This is a genomic window from Marinicella gelatinilytica, assembly GCF_026410405.1.
Lineage (GTDB): Bacteria > Pseudomonadota > Gammaproteobacteria > Xanthomonadales > Marinicellaceae > Marinicella > Marinicella gelatinilytica.
In genome coordinates this window covers 109,284-129,725 of the sequence record NZ_JAPMLN010000005.1, presented here as the reverse complement: position 1 = coordinate 129,725, position 20,442 = coordinate 109,284, and the positions used below count along the sequence as shown (strand labels likewise).

General features: G+C 41.2%; 16 protein-coding genes and 1 tRNA gene. 12 read left to right on the top strand and 5 right to left on the bottom strand.

Going from position 1 to position 20,442, the window contains the following annotated elements; genetic code table 11:
- The first annotated feature begins 11 nt into the window (after positions 1-11).
- A complete protein-coding gene (gene folD, locus OS173_RS04865; protein WP_267183148.1) occupies positions 12-866 on the top strand; it encodes a bifunctional methylenetetrahydrofolate dehydrogenase/methenyltetrahydrofolate cyclohydrolase FolD in 855 nt (284 codons plus the stop codon).
- A 7-nt stretch (positions 867-873) separates the two neighbouring features.
- Here folD and OS173_RS04860 read toward each other — a convergent pair whose 3' ends face one another.
- The 5 genes from OS173_RS04860 to sucC form a co-directional block, all read right to left on the bottom strand.
- Entirely contained in the window at positions 874-3,162 is a 2,289-nt protein-coding gene (locus OS173_RS04860; protein WP_267183147.1) for a DUF1631 domain-containing protein, read from the bottom strand.
- Positions 3,163-3,273: 111 nt separating this feature from the next.
- Positions 3,274-4,767: a DUF4139 domain-containing protein gene (locus tag OS173_RS04855; protein WP_267183146.1), complete on the bottom strand. Its 1,494-nt coding sequence runs from the start codon at positions 4,765-4,767 to the stop codon at positions 3,274-3,276.
- A 14-nt stretch (positions 4,768-4,781) separates the two neighbouring features.
- On the bottom strand, positions 4,782-5,234 hold the full coding sequence (locus OS173_RS04850; RefSeq protein WP_267183145.1) for a DUF4426 domain-containing protein: 453 nt from the start codon (positions 5,232-5,234) through the stop codon (positions 4,782-4,784).
- A gap of 152 nt (positions 5,235-5,386) precedes the next feature.
- Positions 5,387-6,259 carry a succinate--CoA ligase subunit alpha gene (gene sucD, locus OS173_RS04845; protein WP_267183144.1) on the bottom strand — a complete coding sequence of 291 codons (873 nt, stop codon included), beginning with the start codon at positions 6,257-6,259 and terminating at the stop codon, positions 5,387-5,389.
- 2 nt (positions 6,260-6,261) lie between these two features.
- Positions 6,262-7,425, bottom strand: a complete 1,164-nt coding sequence (sucC, locus tag OS173_RS04840; RefSeq protein WP_267183143.1) for an ADP-forming succinate--CoA ligase subunit beta — start codon at positions 7,423-7,425, stop codon at positions 6,262-6,264.
- Between the two features lie 358 nt (positions 7,426-7,783).
- Between sucC and pilB the strand changes: the two genes are divergently transcribed.
- The 11 genes from pilB (at position 7,784) to OS173_RS04785 (ending at position 20,419) form a co-directional block, all read left to right on the top strand.
- On the top strand, positions 7,784-9,496 hold the full coding sequence (gene pilB, locus OS173_RS04835) for a type IV-A pilus assembly ATPase PilB (RefSeq protein WP_267183142.1): 1,713 nt from the start codon (positions 7,784-7,786) through the stop codon (positions 9,494-9,496).
- Positions 9,497-9,500: 4 nt separating this feature from the next.
- Positions 9,501-10,724: a type II secretion system F family protein gene (locus tag OS173_RS04830; protein ID WP_267183141.1), complete on the top strand. Its 1,224-nt coding sequence runs from the start codon at positions 9,501-9,503 to the stop codon at positions 10,722-10,724.
- Entirely contained in the window at positions 10,724-11,578 is an 855-nt protein-coding gene (locus tag OS173_RS04825) for a prepilin peptidase (RefSeq protein ID WP_267183140.1), read from the top strand. The genes OS173_RS04830 and OS173_RS04825 overlap by 1 nt, the downstream gene beginning before the upstream one ends.
- Complete coding sequence (gene coaE, locus OS173_RS04820; RefSeq protein ID WP_267183139.1) at positions 11,578-12,177, top strand: dephospho-CoA kinase; 600 nt, start codon at positions 11,578-11,580, stop codon at positions 12,175-12,177. Before OS173_RS04825 ends, coaE begins: the two co-directional genes overlap by 1 nt.
- Positions 12,178-12,256: 79 nt before the next feature.
- Positions 12,257-12,333: transfer RNA gene (locus tag OS173_RS04815), tRNA-Ile, on the top strand.
- A 369-nt stretch (positions 12,334-12,702) separates the two neighbouring features.
- Positions 12,703-13,761, top strand: coding sequence for a type IV pilus assembly protein PilM (gene pilM / locus OS173_RS04810; RefSeq protein WP_323373171.1), 1,059 nt, complete (start codon positions 12,703-12,705; stop codon positions 13,759-13,761).
- Between the two features lies 1 nt (position 13,762).
- The gene (locus OS173_RS04805) at positions 13,763-14,341 is read left to right on the top strand and encodes a PilN domain-containing protein (RefSeq protein WP_267183138.1); all 579 of its coding nucleotides are present in this window, start codon (positions 13,763-13,765) and stop codon (positions 14,339-14,341) included.
- The gene (locus OS173_RS04800) at positions 14,338-14,976 is read left to right on the top strand and encodes a type IV pilus inner membrane component PilO (protein WP_267183137.1); all 639 of its coding nucleotides are present in this window, start codon (positions 14,338-14,340) and stop codon (positions 14,974-14,976) included. Before OS173_RS04805 ends, OS173_RS04800 begins: the two co-directional genes overlap by 4 nt.
- Positions 14,973-15,500: a pilus assembly protein PilP gene (locus tag OS173_RS04795; protein ID WP_267183136.1), complete on the top strand. Its 528-nt coding sequence runs from the start codon at positions 14,973-14,975 to the stop codon at positions 15,498-15,500. The genes OS173_RS04800 and OS173_RS04795 overlap by 4 nt, the downstream gene beginning before the upstream one ends.
- Positions 15,501-15,571: 71 nt before the next feature.
- A complete protein-coding gene (gene pilQ, locus OS173_RS04790; protein WP_267183135.1) occupies positions 15,572-17,680 on the top strand; it encodes a type IV pilus secretin PilQ in 2,109 nt (702 codons plus the stop codon).
- Positions 17,681-17,701: 21 nt separating this feature from the next.
- Positions 17,702-20,419 (top strand): hypothetical protein, encoded by a 2,718-nt coding sequence (locus tag OS173_RS04785; protein WP_267183134.1) that lies wholly within the window; start codon positions 17,702-17,704, stop codon positions 20,417-20,419.
- Positions 20,420-20,442: the final 23 nt, after the last annotated feature.

Sequence of the window (20,442 nt, the reverse complement as noted above, 5' to 3'; positions counted from 1 at the left end):
CAGTAAAGACCATGTCAAACATTGCACAAATCTTAGACGGAAAGAAAGTCTCCCTGGCGTTACAGAAATCACTGACAGAGCAAATAAATAAACGGATCGAGGCCGGTTTTGATGCACCCGGATTGGCCGTGGTTTTGGTGGGTAATGATGAAGCATCTGCGGTCTATGTCAACCACAAAATTAAAGCTTGCGAACGCACCGGTATCATCTCAAAATCTTATCATTTACCTCGTCAGACTTCGGCTGTGGCATTGTATAACTTAATTGACGAGTTAAATAACGACCCAAAAGTACATGGTATCTTGGTGCAATTGCCGCTACCTGAACACATTGACGAAACAGAAGTCACTAATCGCATTAATCCCAATAAAGATGTGGACGGTTTTCATGCCATCAATGTGGGTCGTTTGGCTCTCCGCCAGCCAGGGTTACGACCTTGTACGCCACGTGGTGTGATTACTTTATTGCATCATTACGACATTGACCCCAAAGGTCAACATTGTGTGATTGTGGGTGCCTCGAATATAGTTGGTCGGCCTTTGCTATTAGAAATGTTATTTGCCGGTGCCACTGTGACCAGTTGTCACCGTTTTACTCATGACCTCGCGCACCATGTGAGCCAAGCAGATATCCTCTGCGTGGCAGTGGGTAATCCCAATGTGGTTGATGCTGCGTGGATTAAACAAGGTGCCATAGTGATTGATATTGGAATTAATCGCTTACCCGATGGGACTTTGTCAGGTGATGTGGATTATGACGTGGCGAAGAACAAAGCGTCTTGGATTACTCCGGTTCCCGGTGGTATTGGCCCTATGACCGTGGCGACATTGATGCAAAACACCTATGAAGCCAGCTTATTGATGTAATTCAAATTCATTTTTCATCATTAATGGCTTCATCAGAGTCTGATTTATCTTCAACCTTATCGGCTATGGCGTTCATAGCGCGGTCAAATAAGGGGACTTGATCAAGTTTATGGGCATTGCCAGTACGAAAGTCATGAGCAATTTCATCTACACTTTTGTCAGTTACTTTTATACCGCGGGCATTGACGAATAATCGTTTATGACTAATCGGGCTTATCCAAGACAGCTTTGCACGGATGTTTCCGTCTGCATCAGCATCAACAAATTCAATCCAATCACCAACTATTAACGCCTCGGCCTCTGTAAAATGTTGATCTTCAATATGCTCAATACTTCGGGCTTGGTCATTGATTTTCTTGTTAGCAATAAAGTGAACAATTTCCGGCTGATCGTCCTCATCTTCTTTAACGCTAAAAGCCTCTTGGGGTAGTACAAACTCATGATCTTGATCGCTGGCTTCTTCTAAGGCATTAATTTCAAGTAACAGTTGATACAAGTCAGAGGTTTTTTGCTTGACGTTTCGCTCATCAAAGGCGACTAACCTTAAACCATTACTTAAAAAGTCACATACGTGGCTTACTTGGGCTTTGGTGGCTTGTTTCTTTTTATCTTTAACTGAAACAAATATGAGTTTATCGACAAACTTAACATAAGGTTCAATGACATCAGGTTCATCATGGTGTCGCAAATGGATCAGCGTTAAAACATTAGCCCAAGGTGTTAATAACAAATCAGTGACCTGTTTGGGTAACTGATAATTCTGCATTTTGGATTCTAAAATTTCTGCTGTTTTTGCTTTGGCATTAAAAATACGTTCTTCACCAAGCGCTTTTTCATAAGTACGTTTTTCGATGACTTTGGTTTTTTTCTTATTTTTGGCATCAAATTCCTGAAAGTCTTCAATAACAGATGGAAAGTCTATGTCATCTTGTTGGTGTTCAAGAATATGCTGCACGATACTTTCTATCTTATTGATAAAGTGTTTGTTTCGATCGCTTTCTTCAGTCCATCCGATTGATGCCTTGGCCAGAACATCAAGTAATTTTCTGGCATTGTCATTTTTATTTGAAAATAGCTTACGGTCTTTTAAAGCAATATGCAGGTATGGTATTTGTAATCGAGATAACAGCACTTGAATCTGAGCCGGCAGATTGCGATCCTCTACCAGAAATTCAAAGAGCATACTTATTAAATCAATGGTGTCCTCATCACTTTTGTTGACATTGCGTTGTTCGCCGCCTTCCACGTCTAATTCTTGTAACCGTTGGATAAGAACTTGTTTTATCTGCTTCGGACTTAAAGCCGAACCACCGGCATTCATTTGTTGCAATTCGTGTGACTGTAACAAACCTAAGGCTGAATTAATGACGGATGAGTCATACACTGCAGTCGGTGTTGTGCTGCCCTGATGTCGTTCATTCAGTGCTGATAGAATGGTTTGAAAAGTATGATCGTCAATGGCTGCTTGATTTTCATAGCGCCGTGTTTGAGGCATTTGAGTTTGTTGTTGCTCGTACTGATGTGTTTGCGATTGCTCACTGGGGCGATATGACGAAGCACCTGTCGATTGTTGACCGGGTAGCTTGAACTTAATGTCAGGATAAATGCCTTGGCTAATCAAATACTGGTTGATGTCTTCATACGGTTTTGTCAAGTTTTCGATTAGGCTGCGTTCGTACAATTTAATAATAATCAATAAGGTATTGACTTCAATATTAAGCAAATCCAGTGGTGCGGCAAAAGCATGGACAATAACGTAGGGTGATACCGGAATCTGACTTAGTTTTAAATCTGTACCGCCTGCTAATAAAGTAAAACGTTTTTCTAAGGCATACAATTGCTTGTGAAAATAGGTATTGGATTTGTCGATAAGGTTGGTTACAGCCAATTTTTTATCTAACTCCTTTTCTTCGACTAAAGACAGACCGTCCTCAGAAGTCAAGTTGTCATCGCTGTCTTGGTTTTTAATGTACTGATAATCACCTTTTTTGAATTGTTTGAAAGCATGTTGAATGTTGTCAGAAAACTTACGCACCATCAGTTCTTTCTTTTTACGAACAGTACGCATGGCTTCGAAATACTGGGTTTGCATGTCATTGGTTTCAGCTTTTTCCGCCATGTCAAACAAGGTGTCATCCAATTTATCAAAGTATTTCTGGATACTGGGCTTTAAGCCGGTGATAAAAATTTTATGAATTTTAGGTAAAATTTGACCCAAGTTAGCTTCTGGGTTGTTCTGGATGTTAACGATATTTTTATTGTCTTTATAAGGTTTGTTATCTTTTCTATCGTTCATTGTCATATACCAAGCTTTAACGTCTTAATTGAGTTTAGACGTCTATTTGTCAAATAGTTGTGAAGAGACTCACAGTTTACAATAATTGTCATTTGTGGGTAATGACATTAATCAATCATTGAATTTTGGCCAGCTATAAAATACCGTATATTTTAAAATGGTTTCACCTTCAGCAGGTACTTTGACATTGAATTCGATGCTGTTGGCATCGGTTTTATTGTAATCATGGCTTTGCTCAGTGATTTCCCAGTTACTCCAGCGATAAAGATGTTCTTTAACTGTGACATGTTCTGCTGTTTTCTTGCCATTGGTGAGTTTGATTTCAAAGCTTTCATGGATTTGGCGGTTACCTAAGACGATGTTTGTTTGGCGGCGTTCGCCATTGACATCAAAAGAATTACCCAGAGTGAGCGAAACTGTTTGGTTGTTGGCGGTGTGGCCAATTTGATCGGCACCTATAAAGGTCAAATGGCCATCTGAATCCACTTGATTTACCCGAATGCGGCCTGCCGGCATGGCCATGCCAAGATTGTTTTTTTGGGTATTTTTAAAATGAATTTGGGCCGCCACAGGTGTTTTTTGTTGATTGAGATAACTTAGATAACCAGCGTCCTGAATGGGTCTTGTGGTATTGAAGCGCTGATTATTTAAGGGGTCAAAGACCAGTTTTTGTTCACAATGAATTGGTTTTTGTGGCGCAAATAACCGGATTTGTTTGGTTGAATTTTGCGGTAAATCAACTCGGCGCGGTAGTGTATATTGGTGGTATTCAAAGACACTTTCTTCCTGAAAGCTTTGGTCGCTTTCCATATAGGGTGCTCTGTAACGGCTTCCGCTGACTTGAACTTTGTTGGCTGCTTGGTTGACATCGCCTGCCACCAATTTGAGTCCATAATTATCAAAGCTCTTTCCTGATTGATTAATAATGGATACCCAGGCGCTTAAATCAAATTGGCAATCTTTTTCCCGGTCTAATTCCAGTATGTAGTCGGCCCACCAGGTCATGCCTGCCGTTTGGTAACTGATGGCAACCAATTGCTCTTTTTGGATGTTTGAGTCTAACAGCCAGACCAGTGTTGGTTTGGTTAATAAGCCACCCGGCAACTGTGGGAAACTGATTTCAGACCAGTTGTGTAAAGTTATCAATGAACCGTCATCTTTTTGAATGATCAAACCACCTTGGGTGCTCAGCAGGCGACCGCTGATACGGCTGGGCTCACCGCCTTTATCAAAACTCACTGCGATGGATTTATCAATGTATTTTTGCAACAGGCTGTCGCTGCCGACTAAATCGTATTGATAGTTTTGATCTAATACCACTGCCGCATCCGGATTGTCGGGGGTGCTGAAGGTAACAGTGGTGGGATCAATATGGGCCGTTACATCATCATAGACCAGCTCAAAACGGCCTTTTTGAAAAGCCATGTTTTTCTGCTGTTTAACCACCGCAAATCCCGGGATTTGTTGTGCTTGAATGTGTTGGTTTTGATTAATGTTATAACCGACCGTTGATGAATAGATGGTTAAACTGTTATCTTCAGCGGTGAAGACTACACAAGACACCATACAAATCGTGGCAGTGGCCAAACCTTTCATTAAACGCATGTAATTTGTCTCATTCAGTCAGTGAAAAATTCGCGGCTAAACTTAACTTGAAATAAAGTGTTTGAACCTGTTGGTTTCGCTTCGATAGAAAAATTAACATTTTCTTCGTTATTTAAGGCAAAAGTACCCAGATAATAAATGGCCTCATCTTGCTCGACAATTTTAATCAGTTTGATGTCTTTGCTTTGGTGGACAAGATTTTTGGCTTCAATGGTGATGTCGGCCTCCACCGCTTTGGGCTCTTCACCACTTTTGTCCATCACTGAGATACTCAAAATACCACGGTTTTTAGAGCGGGTAATTTGATAGGTGTTGGCAATTTCCTTAGACAGAAAGGTCGAAGGGAAGGTGTTGTAATGAAGCTCATGATCACCCTGAATGACCACTTGTTCAGCCATTAATAGGCTGCTAAAAGTCATTAAAAAACCAATTATAAGTGTGTATCCAATGTGTTTTTTGATTGTCATACCTGTTCTCCCGTTAAATGTTGAGTTACACAATTATCATAACACGAGTTTTGTTAAAACTTCACTAAATGCAAAGCCAGTCTGATAATTTTTATGAGCTCATAAAAAAACCCACGGTGAAAACCGTGGGCTTTTAAGCTTAGTTTAAGTTATTAAGACAATAAGTCTTTAATGGTTTCGCCTAAGAATGTGGGTGATTTAACAGTGGTAACACCGGCCGCTTCTAAGGCTTCATATTTGGCCTGCGCAGTACCTTTACCGCCGGCAACGATGGCGCCGGCATGGCCCATACGTTTACCTTCAGGTGCGGTGACGCCGGCAATGTATGAAACCACAGGTTTAGTCACATGGTCTTTAATAAATTCAGCGGCTTCTTCTTCAGCCGAGCCACCAATCTCACCAACCATAATGATACCGTCAGTTTGATCATCTTCCTGGAACAGTTTTAAACAATCAATAAAGTTGGTGCCTTGAATTGGGTCACCACCAATGCCAATACAGGTTGACTGACCTAAGCCGGCTTGCGTGGTCTGATGAACGGCTTCATAAGTTAAGGTACCTGAGCGAGACACAATGCCAATACGGCCGGGTTGATGAATTGGGCCCGGCATAATACCGATTTTACATTCACCCGGGGTAATGACACCTGGGCAGTTTGGGCCAATCATATACACATCAGGGTGCTGATCAAGCACCGCACGAACCCGCATCATATCCAGTACTGGAATACCTTCAGTGATTGTAACAATCAGCTTAATGCCGGCATCGATGGCTTCTAAGATGGCGTCGGCGGCGAACGGTGGTGGTACAAAAATGACCGAAGCGTTGGCGCCGGTTTCGGCAACACCCTCGGCGACTGTGTTAAATACCGGGCGATCCAGATGTTTAGTACCGCCTTTACCCGGGGTTACACCGCCAACTAAATTGGTGCCGTAATCGATGGCTTGTTCACTGTGAAAAGTGCCTTGGGAACCGGTAAATCCTTGGACGATTAATTTGGTTTGTTTATTCACTAATACGCTCATGATTATGCTCCTACCGCTTCTACAGCTTTGTTGGCTGCGTCATCTAAATCACTGGCAGAAATTACAGCCAGTCCACTGTCTTCTAAAATTTGCTTGCCGGCATCAACATTGGTGCCTTCCAGTCTCACCACAATCGGCACTTCAACACCAACTTCTTTAATGGCGGTGATAATGCCGTTGGCAATCAGGTCGCAGCGCACGATACCGCCAAAGATATTGACCAAAATAGATTTCACATTGGGGTCTGATAAAATAATTTTAAAAGCAATGGCGACCCGCTCAGCAGTGGCACCACCACCTACATCTAAGAAATTAGCTGGTTCACCGCCTTTCAGTTTAATGACATCCATGGTGGCCATGGCCAAGCCGGCACCATTAACCATACAGGCAATATCGCCATCGAGTTTAATGTAGTTTAACTCGTGCTCATGGGCTTTGGCTTCGGCCGGATCTTCCTGGCTGAGGTCGCGTAATTTGGCCAAGTCTTTCTGGCGATATTCTGCATTGTCATCAGAATTAATTTTGGCGTCTAAAGCCACCACGTTTTGGTTATCGTCAATAATTAACGGGTTGATCTCAATCAAAGATAAATCCAAATCATGAAACATTTTGTGCATTTGCATCATGATATGAGTTAATTGAAAAACCTGTTTTTTGTTTAAGCCCATGGCAAAACCGATTTTGCGACAAGCATAAGGCCACAATTCTTCCGTGTTATCCACATTAAGCGTGTGGATTTTTTCAGGATTGGTTTTTGCCACCTCTTCAATTTCCACGCCCCCTTCGGCAGAGGCTACAAATGACAAACATTTGTTGGCACGATCAACCAGTAAGCTTAAATACAGTTCACTTTCAATGTTGGCCGCTTCCGTAATAAGAACTTCATTGACCGGTAAGGCCATGCCGCCGGTTTGGTAGGTTTTAATTTCCATACCTAGCATGTCGGTAGCGTATTGTTTGACCTCATCTAAGCTTTTGGCGAATTTAACACCGCCGGCTTTGCCGCGTCCACCGGCATGGACCTGGGCTTTAACCATCCATTGAGTGGCATCCATCGCCTTGGCAACAGCCACGGCATCTTCTGCGGTTTTAACGGCAGTACCTTTGGGCACCGGAATGTCATATTGGGCAAATAAATCTTTTGCCTGATATTCGTGGAAATTCATAAGATTATATCCTGCGTTTATGGTTAAGATTGGCGGGGTATTTTAACGGAAAAAAGATGGCTTTTGGGGCTTAAATTACACAATACCGTTTTATTGGGGATGAATAAGTCGATGAACTGGTATAAATATGATCTTATATGAAAATCTGATTATGTGAAAGCGTTCTCATTGTTGGTATTAAAATGCCCATAAACTGGCATTTTATCGAGACTAAACGGTGGTGAGATAATTTAGATTGGTCATGGCTTAGTTGTTGTTTGACTGTTTTCTTAAAACATGATGCTAAATAGTTGTCAATGATTGATAATTTCGGGTAAAGTATTAAGCCTATGAAGTTTATACAACCTCCTTTTAAATAATGAATATTGCTACATCTAAATCCATGGTGAGTGGTGCGTTGCGTCGTTTAGTGCAAGCTGAAGTGATGTCTATGGAAGATGCCGCTGAAGCCAATGATGCGGCCAAAAAGAAAAAAATCCCCTTATTTACCTATTTGGTAGAAAATCAATTGGTTAATCCTGAGGACTTGGCTGACGCTGCGTCAAAAGAATATGGCGTGCCTTATTTGGATATTTCCAGTTTTGATTTGTCAGAAGCGCCCAAGGGCGTCATCTCAGAAAACCTGATTGAAAAACATCAAGTTATCCCGCTATTTCTGCGTGGTAAGCGAATTTTTATCGGTTTAGCAGATCCTACCAATTCACGGGCGCAGGACGAAGTGAGGTTTCATACCAATTTAACGGTTGAACCTATACTGGTCAGACAAGACTTATTGTCTGCAAGTATTGAGGAATTGCTCAAAGATTCATCTTCAATGATGGATGAGTTTGATGAAGAAGGTTTAGATAATTTAGAGTTTGAAGATAGGCCTGATGAAAGTGAGGATGATGATGACAGCGCTGATCGTTCTGATTCTCCGGCAGTTAAGCTCATTAATAGTGTCTTGCTTGATGCCATTAAACGAGGGGCATCTGATATTCATTTTGAACCTTATGAAAAAAATTATCGGGTTCGTTATCGAATAGACGGTATGTTAACAACCATGATTAAACCGCCAAAAAGCATATCTAATCAAGTGTCTTCTCGTTTAAAAGTGTTGGCGCATTTGGATATTGCTGAAAAGCGGGTACCTCAAGACGGTCGTGTTAAATTGAATTTAGGCAAGGGAAAATCCATTGATTTTCGTTTAAGTACTTGTCCGACTTTGTTTGGTGAGAAAGTGGTGATGCGGATACTGGATGCCTCAGCAGCACAAATGGGCATTGATAAATTGGGTTATGAAGAAGATCAGAAAAAGCTTTTTTTGGATGCCATTGTTAAACCTTACGGTATGGTGCTTGTTACCGGACCAACCGGTAGTGGTAAAACGGTTTCCTTATATACCGCACTTAATATCTTAAACACGGATGGTCGCAACATTTCTACGGCAGAAGATCCGGTTGAGATTCGTGTTAATGGCATTAATCAGGTTCAACAAAATGCCAAAAAAGGCATGACCTTCTCAGCGGCGTTGCGTTCATTTTTACGACAAGACCCTGATGTCATTATGGTGGGTGAGATTCGTGATTTGGAAACCGCGGAAATTGCTATTAAAGCTGCGCAGACCGGTCATATGGTTTTGTCAACATTACACACAAACAGTGCGCCAGATACCATTGCGCGTTTAGCTAATATGGGTGTGGCACCTTTTAACATCGTTTCAGCCGTGTCATTAGTGATTGCTCAGCGATTAGCAAGGCGTCTTTGTGATAATTGCAAAAAACCCACTGAGTTGCCACGAGATACTTTGTTGGAAGCAGGGTTTACTGATGAAGACCTGAAAGATGCCCAGATATTTGACACAGTGGGTTGTCCTAAATGTAATGAGGGCTATAAAGGGCGAGTGGGTATTTACGAGGTCATGCCTATGACTGAAAACATTAAGAAAATTATTTTATCGGGTGGGAATTCTATGGACATCGCCGAACAAGCGGGTAAGGACGGTGTTTCAAATTTAAGAAAATCAGCCTTGTTAAAAGTCAAAAACGGTATTACCGATTTGGTTGAGGCCAATCGGGTAACAGTGGATTAAGATTATGGCAAAAGTAAGAAAATTAGATGAACTGCAAACCTTTGAGTGGAAAGGTGTCAATAAAACCGGCAAAACACTTAAAGGTGAACAAAAAGCAAAATCAAGCACCTTGGCAAAAAATGAATTACGCCGTCAAGGTATTCAGGTAAAGAAAATCTACAAAAAACGTAAGTCATTATTTAGTAGTGGCAAATCTATTAAAGCTCAGGATATCGCCTTGTTTTCACGGCAGCTGGCGACCATGATGGAGTCTGGGGTGCCGATGGTACAGGCCTTTGAAATTATCGAAGGCGGCCAGTCAAATCCACGTATGGCCAAACTAGTCGGTGAGGTGAAAACCGAAATCCAATCCGGTTCATCGTTATCTGAATCACTGGGCAAGCATCCGGTGTACTTTGATGAGTTGTATTGTAACTTAGTGGCGGCTGGTGAAAAGGCTGGTGTTTTGGACGAATTATTAGACACCATTGCCACCTATAAAGAACGGACTGAAGAAATCAAAGGCAAAATTAAAAAAGCCATGTTCTATCCGGCAGCCGTATTATTTGTGGCCATTGGCGTAACCATTTTGTTATTGGTTAAAGTGGTGCCGCAATTCCAGGATATGTTCACCAGTTTCGGGGCTGATTTACCGGGGTTAACGCTGATGGTTGTGAATGCTTCCCATTATATGCAGGCCAATTGGTGGAAGTTTTTATTGGTTGTCGGTGGAGTTATTTTCGGTTTTATTTATTTCAAAAAACGTTCGCTTAAATTTGCCCATGCCTTGGATCGATTGGCGTTAAAAATACCCATAGTCGGTGGTATTTTATATGATGCCGCAGTGGCGCGTTTTTCCAGAACTTTATCAACGACTTTTGCCGCCGGTGTGCCTTTGGTAGAAGGATTACAAACGGTCTCAGGTGCGGTAGGGAATGTCGTTTTCAGAGACGCGGTACTGGAAATAAAAGAAGATGTATCTACAGGTCATCAGTTGCAGCTGGCCATGAGTCAAACCAATGTTTTCCCTCATATGGTCATTCAAATGGCGTCAATCGGTGAAGAATCAGGTAATTTAGATGCCATGTTAGCGAAGGTCGCTGATTATTACGAGCAAGAAGTTTCCAATGCGGTGGATGCCTTAAGCAGCTTATTGGAACCCATTATTATGGTTTTGGTTGGTGGCTTAGTAGGGGTCATGGTTGTTGCTATGTATCTGCCCATCTTTAAAATGGCATCGGTCTTTTAATGTTTACGAGCATTGTTCAGGCTTTGAACGAACACCCGTTATTATTTGTTGCTTTTGCATTATTGGTTGGGTTGCTTGTTGGCAGCTTTTTGAATGTGGTGATTTACCGGCTACCTCCCATACTAAAATATGGTTGGCAGCAGGAATGTGCTGAATTAAATGACCAGCCATTTAACCAAAAACCACCTCCCAGTATAACGTTCGATCGTTCACATTGTCCGCACTGTAAAAAACAGTTATCTGCATGGCAAAATATTCCATTATTTAGTTATCTTTTTTTACGTGGACATTGTTTTTATTGTCAAAAACCCATAGCGATACGCTATCCCTTAGTGGAGTCGTTGACAGGTCTTTTCATGGGGTTTTTAGCCTATTATTTTGGTTGGGGCTTGCCTTTTGTGGCTGCTTCAATGTTGCTGTTTTTTCTGGTTGTCATCACCTTCATTGACTTAGATACATTTTTGATACCTGATCAACTGAGTTTAAGTTTATTGTGGTTCGGCTTGTTTTTTAGTTTATTTGAGGTATTTGTCACGCCACAACAAGCTATTATCGGCGCCTTAGTTGGGTATTTGTCTTTATGGTTGTTGTTTCATGTTTTTAAAATTCTGACAGGCAAAGAAGGCATGGGTTACGGGGACTTTAAGTTATTGGCTGCCGGCGGTGCATGGTTGGGATTTGACAGTCTTATTGTGGTACTAATTCTGGCTTCAGTGAGTGGCTTGGTAATTGCTTTGATTCAACGCTTGCTTAAACAAGGTGAGGCTAAAATTCCTTTTGGACCTTATTTATCCATCGGCATATTCGCAAGTCTTATTTTTGGTGATACGTTACTTAATTGGTACCTGCCTTAATGAGTAAACTTGTTATTGTTTTGACTGGCGGTATTGCATCCGGCAAAACTCAAGTGTCGGATACGTTTAAGGATTTAGGAAGTACTGTGGTTGATGCAGATCTGGTGGCTCGCCAAGTGGTGGCCAAAGATACCACCGGCTGGCAATCTGTATTTGAGCGATTTGGTGATGAAGTCATGCAGCCTGATGGTGAGTTAAATAGAGACATACTGAGAAATATTGTCTTTAATGATCCGCGCGCTTTAAAGGATTTAAATGACATCACTCATCCTCTTATTTCGCAAACAATTAAAAGTCACATTGAGCAAACGTCACAAGGCATTGTTTTGGTGGTGATTCCACTGTTAACAAAAGATAATCAATATCCATATTTTGAACGGATTTTGGTGATAGACGTATGCCCAAAAGTGCAAAACAAACGATTACAGCAGCGTGATGGCATTGATTGGAAACTTGCTGATAAAATGATGGCGTCGCAAATGACTCGTGATCAACGGTTATTACTTGCCGACGACATTATTGTTAATAACCGCTCATTGCATGATTTAAAGCGATCAGCTGAATTGATGCATGGTTATTATCAAAGCCTTTTGGCTTAAGTGCAGTATTGTCTGAAAAAAAACATTTTATGTTTTATTCAGCCTCTAAGTTTCGGTTATAATGCCAAATCCCAAAAACGGGCCCGTAGCTCAGCTGGTTAGAGCAGTGGACTCATAATCCATTGGTCGTAGGTTCAAGTCCTACCGGGCCCACCATTTTGGTCAGTGCGCCAACTATCTTCAACAGCGAATTCAAATGGTAGTAAATTAATTCTAAATCAACGATTTATTGGTGGTTTATAGGTTAATTGACGGTTAATTTTGGGTTAATCATTAATTAAAAAACCAAGCTGTTTTTACGGGAAATTAAGATAAAAACACTAATTTTTCACATTAAAAATATAATTATGTCTTGATTTTTCAGTGGTTTAAAGGTTATTCTTGCAATGGCTTCTTAAAAAAAGTAAAGTAAGTTAACAAAATGTGAAAGGTGCCACAAAAACAGATTATGTAACATGGTCTTATGGGCACTTGGATAATAAAGCATTTTGACAATGTATTTAACGGGTAAAGAGAGAGATTATTTTGCAATTATTAGGTCGTAAAAAAGTTCAATTGGTTGGCGTTGACCTCAGTTCTTCTGCGGTTAAAGTGTTGCAACTATCCGGGAACCAAGACAATATTAAAGTTGAACGTTATGCCGTTGAGCCGCTGCCTGCTAATGCGGTTTCAGATAACAGTATTGCGGAAGTTGACTTGGTATCAGCAGCCATTAGCAAAGCATTCAGTCGTGCGGGCATTAAAAACATTGGCGCAGCAACAGCCGTTTCAGGGTCTGCCGTTATCACGAAAATCATTCAAATGCCTGCTGAATTGACAGAAGAGGATCTGGAAATTCAGCTGGAACAAGATGCCACACAATATATACCGTATCCCATCGAAGAAGTTAGTTTGGATTTTTGTGTTTTAGGGCCGGCTGAAAACAATCCTGAGCTCAATAATGTCTTAATTGCCAGTTCTCGCTCCGAGAACGTAGATATTTTAATTGAAGCCTTTGGTGGAGCAGGTATCCCATTGGAAGTGGTGGATGTGGAAGCTTTTGCCATTGAACGTTGCTTTAATCAAATAAAAGATAAATATGGTATTGAAGACGAAGAAGTGGTGGCATTGTTCGATATTGGCGCCACCACCACAACCATGCATGCAATGCACAAAAGTACCGGTATTTATAGTCGAGAACAGGCATTTGGCGGTAGTCAATTAACGGAAGAAATTATGCAACGATACGGCCTGTCTTATGAAGAAGCCGGTTTGGCTAAAAGACAAGGCGGATTGCCTGATAGTTATGAATCTGAAGTCTTGCAAGGATTTAAAGATACTGTTGTACAACAAGTTAGTAGAGCATTACAGTTTTTCTTTTCAGCCACAGAATTCGGGAATGTAGACCGGATATTGTTAGGTGGTGGATGTGCCGCGATACCCGATTTGGATATTTTAGTGGAAGAACAAATTGGTGTGCCCACGGCCATTGTGGATTCAGTGGCGACGTTTAATGTCTCTTCAAAGGTTAAAAAGGAAGCCTTGGAGGCGGACTCACCGGCTATGATGTCTGTAGTTGGTTTGGCAATGAGGAATTTTGACTAATATGGTAAAGATTAACTTACTTCCATGGCGCGAAGAGCGACGTCAACAGCTCACCAAAGAGTTTTATATTATGCTTGGGGTCTCGGCAGGCGTGGCGCTATTACTGTTTGCTTTGGCTTTTTATTTTTATAATCAAAGTTTGGAATTTCAGAATAAGCGCAATGCATTTATGACCAGTGAAATCCAAGTGCTTGATCAAAAAATAGCAAAAATCAAAGAGTTGGAATCTAAAAAAGCCGGCTTAATTGCCCGCCAGCAAGTGATAGAAGAACTGCAAGCCAGCCGCACTCAAATGGTTCACTTATTTGATGAGTTGGTTAAAACCATCCCCAACGGTGTTTTTTTAGAGAAAATAACACAACAGGGTAAGACCATTTCTCTGGAGGGGTATTCTCAGTCCCATTCGAGGGTCTCTGATTATATGAGAAAACTCGACAAGTCGGAATGGTTTAGTAACGTAGATTTGGACTATATTAGAACTGATAATACGCTGGTTTCGCATGAGCAAAAATTTAAACTAAGTGTAAAACTCGTGAATCCAAATATGAAGGATGAAACGGTTGAGGAGGTGAAATCATGAGTTTTATTGATGATTTACAAAGCTTAGATTACAGCAATCCGGGTGGTTGGTCTAAAAGTATCAAAATCGGAGCAGTGGTTTTAGTGGCTGTGGTTATCTTGGCAGCTGGTTATTGGTTTTCTATTAAAGCCAAACAAGAAAATCTCAAAAGCCTACAACGCACTGAAGTTGATCTGAAAAACACCTATGAAGTTAAATATCAAAAAGCCGCGCAATTAGAAGCCTATGAAGCGCAATTGAAGGAGATGGAAATTATTTTGCAATCCATGTTACGTCAGTTGCCAAGTAAAAATGAAATGTCCGATCTGATAGTTGATGTTTCTCAGACGGCGTTAGCCAGCGGCATTGAAAATGAATTATTTGAACCCGGTGCTGAAACCTTAAAGGGGTTTTATGCAGAAAAGCCCATTACTTTGAGAATGAAAGGTAATTACCACCAGTTCGGTAACTTTGTCAGTGGCGTCGCTTCATTACCTCGTGTGGTTATTTTAACCATGCACGACATTTCATTAAAGCCCATTGGAGAAGCAACACAAGGTGGACGACTGATTTTAGAAGGTACTGCCAAAACCTACCGTTACTTAGATGACAATGAAATGCAAACCCAGACAGATTCAACGGGGGGTGGCCAATGAAAATAGTTTATTTATTAATTATGGTGACATTTTTGGCAGGCTGTCAAAATAGTTTGGATGACTTAAATGAGTTCATTGACAGACAAAAATCTAAACCTGTTAAACCCATAGAGCCATTACCCGAGATAAAGCCACAGGTGGTGTTTGAATACCATGAAAATGGTTTGCGAGACCCTTTTAGCAATGACTTAGAAGTGGCTGATAATAATGAAGGTGATCAGCAGATTATGCAATCTGAAGATGGCGAGGGTCCAGATTTAACACGGCGTAAAGAGTATTTAGAAACATATCCTTTGGATAGTTTAGTAATGGTCGGAACCTACCAACAGAAAGAAGATTATTGGGCGTTGGTTGAAGATCCAGATGGCACCATACATCGGGTTTCCGTCGGTCATTATTTGGGCCATAATTATGGTGAAGTTGTTGCCATCAGTGAGAGTGAAATCCAAATAAAAGAATGGATTAATGATGGGTTAGGGGCATGGCGTGAACAATCTGCAGCTATTGCTTTAAAAGAAGAGTAATTGAGAGTAATTTTATGAATATGCAAATTTTTAACTCAACCACGACAAAATTTTTAATTGTGTGTTTGGTTATGTGTTTTCTTGTAAGCCAAGCCAATGCCCAATCTGCCATAGAAGACGTCAGTCTTAGCTCCGGTGAAAATGGTGTGGTAGAAATCAGTTTTGAGTTTTCCGGTCCGGTTGCTGAGCCCAAAGTGTTTAGTACCAATCTGCCGCCGAGGCTCGCTTTGGATTTTGAAAACACCAAAAACAACAGTGATATGGATAATCAAAGTATTGGCATTGGACAAGCCAAAGGTTTACGGATTGTTTCTGCAGGCAGTAAGACCCGTGCAGTTATTGATTTAACGGGCCCTTCTGAGCATTCCATCAAAACAGAAAACAATGTTGTCGTTGTTACGGTGATGCCAGGTGATCGTTATGTTCAACAAAGCCGTCAACAAGCAGTTGTGATTAATGACATTGATTTTCGGCGAGGAGAAGATGGTCAGGCGGTTGTGCAATTAGGTTTAACTGATCCCAATGCCATCATTAATATCTCTGAGAACATGGATAAAGTCGTTATTGAAATTGCCAATGCCAATTTAGAAGAATCATTGGATCTAAAAATGGATGTCATCGATTTTGCAACCCCCGTTAAATATGTTGATGCCAGGCAGCGTGGTAGTGATGTCAAAATTGAACTGGAAGCAAAAGGTGCTTTCGATAAAATGGCTTATCAAACCGGCAACAGATACACGGTTGAAATTTCTGAAAAACAAGTCGATACAGAAAGTAAGTCACGTTTATTAGAGGATGAAATTGAATACAACGGTCATTTGGTTTCATTTAATTTCCAAGATATCGCTGTGAGATCACTGTTACAATTGATCGCGGATGCTTCACAGCTTAATATTGTTGTTGCAGATAGTGTGCAAGGCAGTGTGACCTTACGTCTTAATAATGTGCCATGGGATCAGGCTCTTGATATTGTATTGCGCAGTAAACAATTAGATCAAAGGCGCCGTGGTGATGTTATATGGGTGGCTCCAGCCAGTGAAATTGCTGAATTAGAGCAAAAGAAAATGGAAGCTTTTAGCAAAAAACAAGAATTAGAGCCCTTAGATAATATTTTCATTCAAGTCAATTACGCTAAGGCGGAAGATTTAGCTAATTTGATTAATGGAGAATCAGCCGGTCAAGGTGGCGGTGGATCAGGTGGTAATAAGCTCTTATCTGACCGTGGCTCTGTGGCTTTTGATGAGCGTACAAACACCTTGTTAGTTACTGATGTTCCTGATCGTTTGCGTGTCATTCAAAACCTTGTTGAAACCTTGGATCGGTCAGTGCAACAGGTGCAAATTGAATCACGTATCGTGGTTGCCTCGGAGAAATTTGGTGATGAATTGGGTGTACGCTTCGGTGTCACAGGCTCTCATGAAGATCGTTACGGTAATATTATTAGTACCGGAGGCAGTGCAGCTGCCTTAGATCGTATGAACAATGCAGCTTTAGTCAATCGTTATAATTCACCAAGTGGATCTGGCTTACCGACGGTTACACCTGATGACGAGTTATCTTCCCCCATTGCCGGTCCACCGATGGGAGAACGCTTAAACGTTAATTTGCCGGCAGCGGCTTCATCTGCAGGCCGTTGGGCCATGAGTATCTTAGCAGCTGATTATTTATTAGATCTTGAATTATCAGCTTTGGAATCAGAAGATCGTGGTGAAGTAATTTCATCTCCACGTGTGATTACTGCCAATCAAACCCAAGCAGTCATTCAACAGGGTGTTCAGATTCCTTATGAAGAGGCAACATCAAGTGGTGCCACCTCGATTCAATTTAAAGATGCCACTTTATCTTTAGAAGTGACACCGTTAATTACGCCGGATGATCGGGTTGATTTAACACTGAGTGTTAAGCAAGATGCCATTGGTCAAGAAGTTTCCACAGCCTTGGGTGGCAGTGTACCGTCCATAGATACCCGTTCAGTTCAGACCCGTGTTTTGGTTAGTAATGGCCAAACTGTCGTGCTTGGTGGTATTTATGAGCAAGTAAGAAGAACCACGCGTTCTAAAGTACCGGTATTAGGTGATATTCCGGGGTTAGGGGCTTTATTTAGAAATAAAGCAGTCCAAGATGATAAGGCTGAGTTACTGATTTTTGTAACGCCAACAATCATTAAAGAAAGTTTATAATTTAAAAATAATAGGTTAATTATGTTTAGATATACCAAACAGTTTTTACTTCTCGCGTGGTTTGCTTTTGTGTTAAGCGCTTGTGGTGGCAGTAGTAATAGCGGCGGAACGTCCACCGGACCTGCGGCTAAGAATTTGAAAATCACATTAACTCCGGTTAAAAATTCAATACCGGCCAATACAAATAATTTCCCAATCATGTCTGGTTCGCCGTTTATGACGCAGCTAAATGTTCGGGTTACTTATGACAATGGTACAGCGATTCCAAACGGAACTGAAATACAGCTCAGAACATCTAATGTTAATGTGGCGCCAATTTCTACTTTGGATGACCCTGAAACCACAGATGTTAATGAGTTCACCACCATGTTTGGTTCAATTTTTAACGAATCTGCAGGTGGTGAAGCCACATTTTTTATTCATGGTGGTTCTGAAAGTGGCACAGTCAGTTTATCAGCATCTGCTGTTGACCCGCAAACCAACAGAACATCCAATGCGTCTATTCAGTTTACAGTGACAGAAGGGCCTGAACCTTTTGATCGGTTAACCGTGGAAGCGGCAAAAACCACCTTGCCGGCCAATGTTTTCAATTTAAGTCCTGAGCAAGCTTTCGGAACTGCCTATATGACTGAAGCTGTTATTAGTTTTAGAGATCCTTTAGGTCATTTCACAAATCCCGGTGGTGAAGAATCCACAGTGGGTGTTTCCATCAATCCCGTCACGGTAGCCGCTTTCTCAACATTGGATGATCCAGAAACAGAAGATGTTAACGAGATTTTTGTGTTAATGGGCAGTGCACCTGTTGATATGGTTGCCGGCAAGGGTACCATATTTATCTGGGCCGACCAACCTGGAATCGCCACAGTAACGGTTAGTGCCTTAGATCCTTTTACCGGCGCTGAAATCACTCAACAATTAGAAATTGAAGTTCGATCTGGTGGTGTTGAATTCCCTGACTCCATACAATTACAAGGATCAGGTAGTAACTACATTAATGGTTCAGGTGGACCACAATCTCAAATCATTCAAGTTAATGTGTCCTCCTCGGGTCAGCCCGTTCCTGACCCCAATGGCTTTAATAATGTCATGATTGACATTTCCACAGATGGTAATAACAGTGGTGAGTTTGTATCTGGCGTTGATGTTAACGGCAACACAGTTCAAGGTCAGTCCATCAAGATTGATACCAGCAATGGTATCGCATCCTTGAAATTACACAGTGGCAATCAATCCAATACGGTGATTGTTACTGCCACAAGTGATCGTGCTGATAATAATGTCGATAATGGTATTCAAGATCCAATCTCAGCCACGCGAAGTTTTGTTATCAGTGATGGCGTTTTATTTGGTTTGGACATCACGACACCTAATCTTAATAGTTTATTTATTAACCATGTAGATGGCAGTGTCGTCAATGAATCTGGTATTGCTAATTTAGATGGTTCGTATTCTATCACTGTCAGTGCCATTGCGACTGATAAAGGCGGAAATCCTGCCTTACCTCAAACCATTCAATTTGGTTTGATTGATAGTCCGATTACAGGCTACCCTGACAATGGTCCGGGTGTGTTTGTTATTTCTGGTGATGATGGTGACCCGCAAGAAGGTGGCAGCCAATTTAATGCACCGACTGGCCAGTTTTTAACTGCCGCTGGTGGCGTTCAACCCAATGATACCTTATTGGTATTCGGTGAAGAAATTTTGGGTAATGAAGATTTGGAAAGTTCTGAAACCGTGTTATCCGTTCAGTCACAATCCAACTTAACTATTCGCGAACGTTTTAATAGAAATGATTTAACCGGAAATATTGTCAATGACTTGGATATTTTCCCATATATTATTGGACGTGCAGTAGATGGTAATATTCATGCCACAGCAACCATCGACAGTAATGGTGTGGCCAGTACAGAATTAAATTATCCGGTATCAAAATTAGGTAAGATAGCGGCCATTTATGCCAAGGGTAAAGGTGCCGTTAATAATGGCTATGTTCGCGATGTGACTGATGTGGAGTTAATGCTGTATGCTGGTGCGGCTAGTGTACCTGGTACTGATTTAGCACCCATATTACAAGCATCTCCGGGAATAATACCTGCTAACCAACCAACTCAGATATCTGTGTGCTTTTATGATGCGGCCTTACATCCGATACAGGGTGCAGCTATTGATTGGGCCTATGTAGGTGGGAATGGTACCGGTTCTATTGATGGATCTAATGGTTCAGGAACCATGACAAACCGCACCGGTGCAGATGGATGTGCAATTGGTATTGCTGAAGCATCCGGGGTGGTATCAGCAAGTGATGATAATGGTTTTATTTTCACATCTGGTAATACATCATGCTTAGTTGATGATATTGACTCATCTGTTTGTATTGCTATAGGAAATCCAGGAGTAACCTATCTAACAGCCACACCAAATAGTCATCGTGGTAGTGGAAGAAGATTTAGCACACTATCTATTTTTGATGGAAATGGAACTCCGCTTCCGAATGTACTGTTTTTTGGTGAATGCTCAACAAGTGGAGGAGGTAATTTGTCAATAGTTAAGGGTATAACTCCGAGTGATAATAATGGTAATTCAGAAGTAGAATTTAATGTTAATCTTGATGGATATGGTAATGCATATACTGGTCAATGTACCATTTCAACATCTGAAGGTTCACCATCCGTAATTATCAATTTCGTAGGTGTTGATCTTTGTTCTTTCCCAACTTCTCCTACACCACCAGGTTGCTGACCTTAAACATTTTAACCATATTT

Coding starts and splice junctions, on each gene's coding strand:
- folD (WP_267183148.1), top strand. CDS start 12: ATGTCAAACATTGCACAAATCTTAGACGGAAAGAAAGTCTCCCTGGCG.
- OS173_RS04860 (WP_267183147.1), bottom strand. CDS start 3,162: ATGAACGATAGAAAAGATAACAAACCTTATAAAGACAATAAAAATATC.
- OS173_RS04855 (WP_267183146.1), bottom strand. CDS start 4,767: ATGCGTTTAATGAAAGGTTTGGCCACTGCCACGATTTGTATGGTGTCT.
- OS173_RS04850 (WP_267183145.1), bottom strand. CDS start 5,234: ATGACAATCAAAAAACACATTGGATACACACTTATAATTGGTTTTTTA.
- sucD (WP_267183144.1), bottom strand. CDS start 6,259: ATGAGCGTATTAGTGAATAAACAAACCAAATTAATCGTCCAAGGATTT.
- sucC (WP_267183143.1), bottom strand. CDS start 7,425: ATGAATTTCCACGAATATCAGGCAAAAGATTTATTTGCCCAATATGAC.
- pilB (WP_267183142.1), top strand. CDS start 7,784: ATGAATATTGCTACATCTAAATCCATGGTGAGTGGTGCGTTGCGTCGT.
- OS173_RS04830 (WP_267183141.1), top strand. CDS start 9,501: ATGGCAAAAGTAAGAAAATTAGATGAACTGCAAACCTTTGAGTGGAAA.
- OS173_RS04825 (WP_267183140.1), top strand. CDS start 10,724: ATGTTTACGAGCATTGTTCAGGCTTTGAACGAACACCCGTTATTATTT.
- coaE (WP_267183139.1), top strand. CDS start 11,578: ATGAGTAAACTTGTTATTGTTTTGACTGGCGGTATTGCATCCGGCAAA.
- OS173_RS04805 (WP_267183138.1), top strand. CDS start 13,763: ATGGTAAAGATTAACTTACTTCCATGGCGCGAAGAGCGACGTCAACAG.
- OS173_RS04800 (WP_267183137.1), top strand. CDS start 14,338: ATGAGTTTTATTGATGATTTACAAAGCTTAGATTACAGCAATCCGGGT.
- OS173_RS04795 (WP_267183136.1), top strand. CDS start 14,973: ATGAAAATAGTTTATTTATTAATTATGGTGACATTTTTGGCAGGCTGT.
- pilQ (WP_267183135.1), top strand. CDS start 15,572: ATGTGTTTTCTTGTAAGCCAAGCCAATGCCCAATCTGCCATAGAAGAC.
- OS173_RS04785 (WP_267183134.1), top strand. CDS start 17,702: ATGTTTAGATATACCAAACAGTTTTTACTTCTCGCGTGGTTTGCTTTT.